This is a genomic window from Anoxybacillus pushchinoensis, assembly GCF_900111795.1.
Taxonomy (GTDB): domain Bacteria; phylum Bacillota; class Bacilli; order Bacillales; family Anoxybacillaceae; genus Anoxybacillus; species Anoxybacillus pushchinoensis.
In genome coordinates this window covers 25,163-34,345 of sequence record NZ_FOJQ01000027.1, presented here as the reverse complement: position 1 = coordinate 34,345, position 9,183 = coordinate 25,163, and the positions used below count along the sequence as shown (strand labels likewise).

Here is a 9,183-nt window from a genome sequence, read left to right as displayed (position 1 = left end):
ACAAACCTAGATAGATATGGCTTCCCAAGAGGTTATCTTGCAAGACAAAAATTCTTCTTTGGTTTTCAAACAGGGGACATGGTTAAGGCTGTTGTCCCAAGAGGGAAATATCAAGGCGTTTGGTTTGGCGAAGTCGCATGTAGAAAGACTGGAAGTTTCGATATTAAAGGCAAGGACGGAAAGCGTATCGCACAAGGAATAAATTATAGATATGTCCAAGTCATTCAGCGATTTGACGGATATGCTTATGGAAAGGGGGTGGCGGAACTTGCGTAAGGTGCAATTCCTCCCCGTGCCTAAAGGCAGGGGCTTCCTTGCGTAAGTTTCGTGAATACATATGAAAGTGACGGTTATCGGTTATTGGGGAGCGTTTCCAAAAAAGAATGAGGCGACGTCATGTTACTTATTTGAACACGACGGTTTTCGTTTATTAGTGGACTGTGGAAGCGGAGCGTTAGCCCAACTTCAAAACGTCATTGATATTGAACAAATTGATGCGGTTATCATATCGCATTATCATCACGATCACGTGGCAGATATCGGACCGCTTCAATACGCGCGACTCATTAAGAAAAATTTAGGCGCACATTTGCCTGAGCTTCCTATTTATGGACATTCGTTTGATCGGGATGGATTCGCACGCCTTGCTCATAAAGGAGTGACGAAAGCGGTGGCGTACGATCCGACCGATATGCTTCATATCGGTCCATTTACGATTACGTTTATGGCGACAGAACATCCAGCTGTTTGTTATGCGATGCGCATTTGTGCAGGAGAAAAGACGGTCGTATACACAGCAGATTCTAGCTATTTGCCTGAGTTTGTTCCTTTTGCAAAACATGCAGACTTACTGATTTGCGAATGCAACTTTTATGCCGGGCAACATGCGAAACAAGCAGGGCATATGACGAGCGAGGAAGCGGCAACGATCGCGCGCGACGCTGGCGTTAAAACATTGTTACTAACGCACTTACCTCATTTCGGCAACGTTGAACAACTTGTCGACGAAGCAAAAACGATTTTCCATGGCGACGTACAATTAGCAAAAACAAGATGGACGTGGGAGGGGTAGCGAATCGCTGCCCTTATTAATGTTTTAAGGAGATTTTTTATAGAGTTTTTTTAATTTATATAAATTTTATTGTAAAAAATATTGACGTTTTTTTTTTTTTTTTTTTAACATTAATTCAAGATTATTACACAATAAAAGTGAAATATTATTAATCATTCAAGATTAGTAAGTTTTCAGGGAGGGATTTGGATGTCGAGTTGGTGGTCAGATATAAAATCTGCTGCGAAACAGACAGTTAAAGATCAAATTTGGCCTGTCACGATTGGAGCGGCGGCTTTAGGAGGAGCACGGGACGGTGCCAATGCGGCGATAGACACTATTAATAACAATAAAAAGATGGCTCATATCAGTAAAGTTACTGGTGTTTCACTAAATAAATCGGTGCAAAGTGTAGGGAAAGCAGTAGTTACTGCAGCTACAAAAGGTACTGTTGTTGGGGCGGCGATTGGAGTGGGAGTTAATTTTGGGTTTAGACTTGGACAGGAAAGGGGATGGTGGTAATTTTAAGTCACATGTATTTAAATTTATCTGAGTGTGCAAAAGGATTGAATTTAAATAAAGCTGTTAACGGTGGAATTGTTCAATTTCCTTTTGAATATAATTGTGAAATGCGCTTATGGGAGACAAAATGTTATTTTGAAGAAGGTAACAAGTATTTTTTCAGTTTAAAGGGGAATAACTACTTCTTGGATCCTTTGAATCCGAATGTGTACGAAGAAAAGGGAATGATATATTCTGTATTTCACAAATATGTCTCCCGTAGAAACGATACAGATATACAGGAGCATATAGATATCATTGATTTTTCAACATATCGTTTTTGGGATGAAGAAGCTAGGTCTGCAGTCTTTTATTTAACAGATTCTTTTATATGTTTAAGCTTGGTACTAAGGGTTTGTAAAGTCAAGATGAATCATCCGCTTATTGTAACACTCGAATGGATCGATCCACAAGAAACATATTACGTAACTGATAAGTGGATTGATCCTTCAAAATACAATGGAGAGATTAAACTGAACCCTAAGCTGACCGTCGATTCTTCGACGATGAGGACAGGGTATTGGAGAACTAGGCTCTTAATTAATAATAGTTTTTTAGGAGAAGTAACATATAGAGTTTCTAACTTAATTTATTCCAATAAACAATTGGGATTTAGGTGATTTCAAATGACATGGTGGCAATACGGAATAATTAGCTATATAGTTATTTTTTGTTGGTTTTTGTTTTCTTCCTATGTTACTCATCGGTGGACATCAAAACGAGAATGCAAACCTTCGCATCGCGTTTTACTTAAACGTGACAGCATTCAAACGCTCGTTTTGACTACTATACTCGTTATTTTATATTTTTTTGATATTAAATTTCCTTTTATAAAGTAAATGGAGATGATGGGGCTAATCTCAAAACATGGTTACGGTTTTGGATTAGCCTTTTTCATTTGTTATAATACAGAATAAAAAATTTTGAAAATTTTTTGAACAGATGCTTGACGATGAAATGAAAAGTGGAGATAATATGATTGTGTTAGAATTTTCTTAAAATTTAGCAGTACATACTAGGAGGTGGGGAGGGCTAAAAGAAAATGATAACGCTTACAAAATAGGGGGGAGTTGTTTGATTGCATTTTACCTCATCTTAGCCATTACAGTTGCTAGTTTGTACGTTGCTTTTCGTAAACAAAAGCCTTTCTTTTTACTCATTCCATTTTTGTCAGTCTTCGCTTACTTTTTGTTTGAAGTGATAACGTTCCCAGCGCCATTTTTCGAAACGGTCAAATTTATTTTTAACTTGGGGGTGTGTTTGTTTGAGACAAATTGATAAAAAAATTGCCGATTCATACTTCCGTGAGCGCGTGCGGTTAATTGTCATTTTTTTGATTATTTGGTTTATTGTATCATTTGGCGTTGTCATGTTTGCGGAATCGTTTAAAAACATGACGTTTAACGGATTTCCGTTTCATTATTTCATGGGGGCACAAGGGGCTGTAGTGACGTTTATCGTCTTGTTGTTTATTAATGCAAAGTTAAGCGACAGCATTGACAAAAAGTATGGCATTAGCGAAGAGAGAAACGAGCAACTAAGCGCAGGGAAAACACTTGATCATTAAGAGAACAAAGGGGAAGGGGGAGCACGATGGATACACAATTTCTCGTGTCTTTATCTATCATTATCGCTTCATTTGCGTTATATATTGGGATTGCCATTTACAATAAAGCGAAAGAAACATCTGATTTCTACGTAGCAGGACGCGGTATTTCTCCATTTTCAAACGGTATGGCGATCGCGGCGGACTGGATGAGCGCTGCGTCATTTATCGGTATGGCTGGTACGATCATGTTGCTAGGGTATGATGGTCTTGCATACATTATGGGATGGACGGGCGGCTATTTGCTTCTGACGTTTTTGCTTGCTCCACAGCTTCGCAAATACGGTCGCTATACGGTGCCAGAATTTATTGGCGACCGTTACGAGAGCCATTCCGCGCGTCTCATTGCAGCCATTTGTACGATCATTATTTCGTTCGTTTATTCCATCGGTCAGCTTTCAGGTTCAGGAGTTGTTATCGGGCGTTTGCTCGAAGTTGATGCGAGAGTCGGCACGATGATTGGGGTTGTGTTAATTGCGTTTTATGCGGCGTTTGGCGGAATGAAAGGAATTACATGGACACAAGTAGCCCAATACATCATTTTAATTATCGCGTATTTAATTCCAGTTGTCTTTATGTCGCTACAGCTGACAGGAAATCCAATTCCTTGGCTTTCTTACGGGAAAATTGTCGGTCAATTTCAAGAACTAGATCAGCAACTCGGGATTTCGCAATACGCAGAGCCGTTTTTACAGGGAAGTAAGTGGCAATTTCTCGCCCTTATGTTTACATTAATGGCTGGAACAGCGGGACTTCCGCACGTTATCGTTCGATTTTATACGGTATCAACGATGAAGGCGGCACGTTGGTCAGGAGCGTGGGCACTTTTATTTATCGGGTTGCTTTATTTATCAGCACCGGCGTATGCTGCGTTTTCGCGTTTCATCCTCGTTAAAAACGTCGTTGGACAAAAAATTACCGAGTTGCCGGCGTGGACAGAAAAATGGATTAATACAGGGAAGTTACAAATTGCGGATGCGAATGGTGACGGAATTTTACAATGGCAAGAGATGGTCATTAGCAATGACATTGTCGTTATGGCAACTCCAGAGATCGCAAACCTCGGCATGTTTGTCATTGGATTAGTCGCAGCTGGTGCGATGGCAGCGGCGTTGTCGACAGCGGGAGGTTTAATGATTGCTATTTCATCGTCATTTGCACACGACATTTATTATCGTATTTTGCGCCCGAACGCATCGGAACAAAATCGCTTGCTTGTTGCACGCATCTCGATTGCGGCAGCGACGGTGTTAGCTGGTTTAGTCGCTTTAAATCCTCCGGGTGTGATTACGCAAATTGTCGCGTGGGCGTTTGCAATTGCGGCAAGTACGTTCTTCCCTGCCCTTGTGCTTGGTGTATGGTGGAAACGTTCAAACTCTGCAGGTGCGATCGCGGGCATGCTCGTTGGTTTAATCGTTTCGTTAGGCTACATTTTAGCGGCGAAATACGGTGGGTTTTCGATTGCAGGCATTGTTGATACAGGTGCAGGGGTGTTTGGTGCTGCAGCCGCACTTGTGGCAAATGTCGTCGTATCGTTAATGACGAAAGAACCTTCGCAAGCTGTACAAGAAGAAGTGTATGACCTTCGTTATCCAGAGCAAATGACATATAAAGACGGCCAAGTGTGGATGAGATAATGTAAAGGCATCTGTGTATACAGATGCCGGTTTTTATAAGGGAGGGGAAAAAGTGCATCCACTATTTAGCGGTTTGCCAAAAGAAGAGATTGATCGGCTCATTGCTATATGTGAACGAAAAACGTTTGAAAAAGACGATACGATTTTAGGTAAAAATGAGCGGCGTAAAGGGCTTGTTTTGTTGCTTGACGGGGTGGCGGAAGTGTACGTCGAGCACGAAGGATATGATGAAGTGCTTGAAGTTGTGCAAAAAGGAGGGCTCATTGGCTTTTCTAGTTTAGCGGATTTTTTAGGTGTATCAAAAGGGGGAGGAAAAGAAGAACTTGTCGCGGTAAGGGCAGCGGAACGATGCGAAGTGCTTATTATACCGTTTTCTGTTTTATCGCGTTTATGGGATGACCCGAACGTACATGACTATTTGCTTGCGCAGGTGTGTGTACGCTTAAAAGATGTGTACGTATCGCTTGCTGAACAAATTAAGCAGGCGCGTAAATTTGGCGATTCAACATCATTTGTCGTTCCCGTACAAGATTTAATGGTTCGCGATGTCGTCACTTTACCGCCCACCGCAACGGTACAAGAGGCGGCGAAAAAAATGGCGGAGACGCATATTAGTTCCATTATTGTGACGGAAGAAAAAAAGTTATGCGGCATCGTTACTGAAACAGATCTTGTCGAGCGAGTGCTTAGTTGCTCGCTTCCGTATGATACAGCCATCGAACGAGTAATGACAAAAGATGTCGCAACGATTTCGCGCTTCGCTTACTACTATGATGCGCTTGCGATGATGATTGAGCGCGGAGTAAAACATTTGCCGGTTGTTGACGATGAAAAAGTACAAGGAATAGTGACGTTTTCTGATTTAATGAGAAAGAAAAATGAAAGTATGATGCGCACGATTCAACAAATTGATCATGCTGATGAGCGAACGTTGCCAAAAATGAAAATGGCCATTTATGAACTGTTAGGAACGATGTTGAGCGACCAAGTACCGATTGCCCAATGTTTAAATATGATTACGAAACTATATGATCGCCTTGTGTTGCGTTGTATGGCGTTGGCGGTAAACAAAGTCGGAGAGCCGCCGTGTCGTTTCGCCTTTTACCAAATGGGTTCAAGCGGTCGGAGAGAGCAATTTTTATTGACCGATCAAGACCATTTCCTCGTGTACGAAAGCGACGAACATGCTGCGTATTTTGCGAAGCTCGGTGAGGCGATCGTGTGTGTTATGGAGAAAGCTGGTTATGAACGATGCAAAGGAAAAATGATGGCGAGTGAAAAGGCGTGGCGCGGCTCGCTCGAGACGTGGAAAGATCGTTTGCGCGAGTGGATGATTCATGCGACAAATGACAATTTGTTGTTGGCGCAAAATTTTTTCTCATATCGGTTTGTATATGGGGATATGGACTTGCACCGTACGTTCGAACAACAAATTCGAGAACAACTCAATCGGGCGAAAATTTTCTTTTTTCGCCTCGTTGAGATAGAAAAGCAAAATGAAATTCCGACGCTTGACCGCCCGATTCGGTCCATTTTCGGCCTTGAGCGAAAAACGATTGATATGAAAAAAGAAGTGTTATTTCCGTACCATCATAGCGTGCAAATTTTATCACTCATTCACGGAATTGTATCCGGTACACCGTTTGAGCGAATTGAGAAGCTAAAGGAGAAACACGTGTTGTCCCCATCGTTTGCAAAAGATGTGCAAAAAGCGGTTGAAAACGTGTTAGCTATTTACATTCGTCATAAATGGAACCATTATAAAGCGAATAAACAAGCGTCATCTGTCTTATCGTTTACGACGATGACAACGAGAGAAAAAGATGAACTCATTTTAAGTTTAAAAACGTTAAAGCAACTACAAGCGCAATTATTTTCTCATTTTTAAGGGGGATGGTCATGTTTTTTTTACGAAAGGCGATCGATTACAAGTTAAACGACAACATCCCGTTATCAACACCGATTGATGACATCATCTTTACAGTATTTGATACAGAAACGACAGGCTTTAACGTTGCAACGGCTGATCGTCTCATTGAAATTGGTGCGGTGCAAGTGAAAGGAACGACGGTGCTTGAAAATGAGACGTTTCATACGTATGTGAATCCAAACCGCGACATTCCGCCTGTCATTGTAGAGTTAACAGGCATTACGGAAGAAAAAGTGCGACATGCCCCCATCGCAATCGAGGTGTTGCAACAATTTTTCCAGTTTGTTGAACAAAAACAAAGCGCCTGTTTTGTCGGCCATTACATTCCATTCGATTTATTGGTCATCAAACATGAATTGCGCCGCGAAAAAATGAAATTTCACAAGCCGACGTTTATTGATACGCTCGATTTAATCGGTTTCATTGCACCGTCGTATGATATGCGCGATTTAGAGCGATATGCGCAAGCGTTCGGCACGCGTATGTACGAACGTCATTCCGCCCTTGGCGATGCGCTAACGACCGCGTATTTATTCGTGGAGCTGTTACAACAATTTCGGCTGCGTGGATATGAAACATGGGGAGAATTGCTGCGGGCAACCGATAGCCAAATGCGGTCGTTGTCATTTTAACGGGGAGAGCCCCCGTTTTCTTTTTTTACCCACCTAGGAGAGGCAAGACGTGATCGTTTGCACGACAATGTTCTACTTGCTTGTTTTTTTATTTTAAAATATAATACATTTAGAATTTTTTTAATTTTAAAATGAATGACTATTCATTCATTAAGAGGGGTGGGGAGAAAATGAATTTAGTTTCACGGTTAGAACAAATCGCATCACAAAAGCCGGACAAGCGAGCATACGTGTTTGAAACAACTGAGGCGACGTATGGCGAGTTGAACGGAGCAGTTATGAAGTTTGCGAGCGGTCTAGCAAAGCTCGGGGTAAACAAAGGAGACCATGTGGCGTTGTTATTAGGCAATTCGCCATATTTTGTCGTCAGTTTGTACGGGGCGATGCGCGCCGGGGCGACGGTCATTCCAATTAATCCGATTTATACGCCCGATGAAATTCATTACATTTTAACAAACGGTGATGTGAAAGTAGTAATTGCGCTCGATCTCGTTATTCCGACATTGATGAAGCTTGACGGACGCTTACCGAGCGTCGAGCATATCATTATTTGCGAAACGCCGCAAGGAAAAGAACATGGCATCATTTTGCCTGAAAAAATGAAATCGTTTGCAACGGTGTTAGCGACAGGTGAAGTTCCGTTTTTCGGTCCGGCGCTCCATGATGACGATGTAGCAGTTATTTTATACACATCGGGGACGACGGGAAAACCGAAAGGGGCGATGTTGACGCATAAAAATCTTTACAGCAACGCTCAAGATGTGGCCGATTACTTAAAAATAAACGAAGACGACCGCGTCATTGCGACGTTGCCGATGTTTCATGTCTTTTGTTTAACGGTGGCGCTCAATGCACCGCTTATGAACGGCGGAACGGTGCTTATTCTTCCGAAGTTTAGTCCCGGAGACGTATTCCGAATCGCAAGCGAGCAAAAGGCGACCGTTTTTGCTGGAGTGCCGACGATGTACAACTTTTTATATCAATATCCAGACGGAAAGGCAGAACATTTTTCGCACATTCGTCTATGCATTTCCGGTGGGGCATCGATGCCTGTAGCACTATTGAAAAATTTCGAGAAAAAGTTTCAGGTGATCGTTTCCGAAGGGTATGGACTTTCAGAAGCTTCGCCAGTTACATGTTTTAATCCGCTCGATCGTCCGCGCAAACCGGGCTCGATTGGAACGAGCATTATAAACGTGGAAAATAAAATTGTGAACGAATTAGGAGAGGAAGTGCCGGTCGGCGAAGTAGGTGAACTGATCGTACGCGGACCGAACGTGATGAAAGGATATTATAAAATGCCGGAAGAAACGGCGCATACGATTCGCGACGGTTGGCTATATACAGGCGACTTAGCAAAAATGGATGAGGAAGGATATTTTTATATTGTCGATCGGAAAAAAGATATGATTATCGTCGGTGGGTATAACGTATATCCACGTGAAGTGGAAGAAGTATTGTACAGCCATCCAGATGTTGTTGAAGCGGCTGTCATTGGCGTCCCTGATCCGAATTTTGGTGAAGCGGTGAAATGTTACGTTGTGAGTAAAAATAAACAGTTGACTGAACAACAGCTCATCGCGTATTGCAGCGAGCATTTAGCGAAATATAAAGTACCAAGTTCAATTGAATTTTTAGATGAATTGCCAAAAAATACGACAGGAAAAATTTTAAGACGGGCGTTAAAAGAACAAGTCCTCTCTCAAAGCGGTGCACAATAAGCACCGTTTTTTTATTTATTTTTTAGAATTTGCTTGATATTTAGA

9 protein-coding genes and 1 pseudogene are annotated in these 9,183 nt (G+C 42.0%); all 10 read left to right on the top strand.

What is annotated here, in order from left to right; all coding sequences use genetic code 11:
- Positions 1 to 276, top strand: a pseudogene (locus BM213_RS08700) (RNA-guided endonuclease IscB); the annotation flags it as partial.
- A 61-nt stretch (positions 277 to 337) separates the two neighbouring features.
- Positions 338 to 1,072, top strand: a complete 735-nt coding sequence (locus BM213_RS08695) for an MBL fold metallo-hydrolase (RefSeq protein ID WP_091703089.1) — start codon at positions 338 to 340, stop codon at positions 1,070 to 1,072.
- A 189-nt stretch (positions 1,073 to 1,261) separates the two neighbouring features.
- Positions 1,262 to 1,573 (top strand): hypothetical protein, encoded by a 312-nt coding sequence (locus BM213_RS08690; protein WP_091703086.1) that lies wholly within the window; start codon positions 1,262 to 1,264, stop codon positions 1,571 to 1,573.
- The gene (locus BM213_RS08685) at positions 1,567 to 2,232 is read left to right on the top strand and encodes a hypothetical protein (protein WP_091703083.1); all 666 of its coding nucleotides are present in this window, start codon (positions 1,567 to 1,569) and stop codon (positions 2,230 to 2,232) included. Before BM213_RS08690 ends, BM213_RS08685 begins: the two co-directional genes overlap by 7 nt.
- A gap of 454 nt (positions 2,233 to 2,686) precedes the next feature.
- Positions 2,687 to 2,890 (top strand): hypothetical protein, encoded by a 204-nt coding sequence (locus BM213_RS08680; protein ID WP_003395588.1) that lies wholly within the window; start codon positions 2,687 to 2,689, stop codon positions 2,888 to 2,890.
- On the top strand, positions 2,877 to 3,179 hold the full coding sequence (locus tag BM213_RS08675; protein WP_091703081.1) for a DUF4212 domain-containing protein: 303 nt from the start codon (positions 2,877 to 2,879) through the stop codon (positions 3,177 to 3,179). The genes BM213_RS08680 and BM213_RS08675 overlap by 14 nt, the downstream gene beginning before the upstream one ends.
- 26 nt (positions 3,180 to 3,205) lie before the next feature.
- Positions 3,206 to 4,855 (top strand): sodium:solute symporter family protein, encoded by a 1,650-nt coding sequence (locus BM213_RS08670; RefSeq protein WP_091703078.1) that lies wholly within the window; start codon positions 3,206 to 3,208, stop codon positions 4,853 to 4,855.
- 52 nt (positions 4,856 to 4,907) lie between these two features.
- On the top strand, positions 4,908 to 6,743 hold the full coding sequence (locus tag BM213_RS08665; protein WP_091703076.1) for a DUF294 nucleotidyltransferase-like domain-containing protein: 1,836 nt from the start codon (positions 4,908 to 4,910) through the stop codon (positions 6,741 to 6,743).
- An 11-nt stretch (positions 6,744 to 6,754) separates the two neighbouring features.
- Positions 6,755 to 7,417 (top strand): 3'-5' exonuclease, encoded by a 663-nt coding sequence (locus BM213_RS08660; protein ID WP_091703073.1) that lies wholly within the window; start codon positions 6,755 to 6,757, stop codon positions 7,415 to 7,417.
- A gap of 170 nt (positions 7,418 to 7,587) precedes the next feature.
- On the top strand, positions 7,588 to 9,138 hold the full coding sequence (locus BM213_RS08655; protein WP_091703070.1) for a fatty acid--CoA ligase family protein: 1,551 nt from the start codon (positions 7,588 to 7,590) through the stop codon (positions 9,136 to 9,138).
- The last annotated feature ends 45 nt before the right edge of the window (positions 9,139 to 9,183 follow it).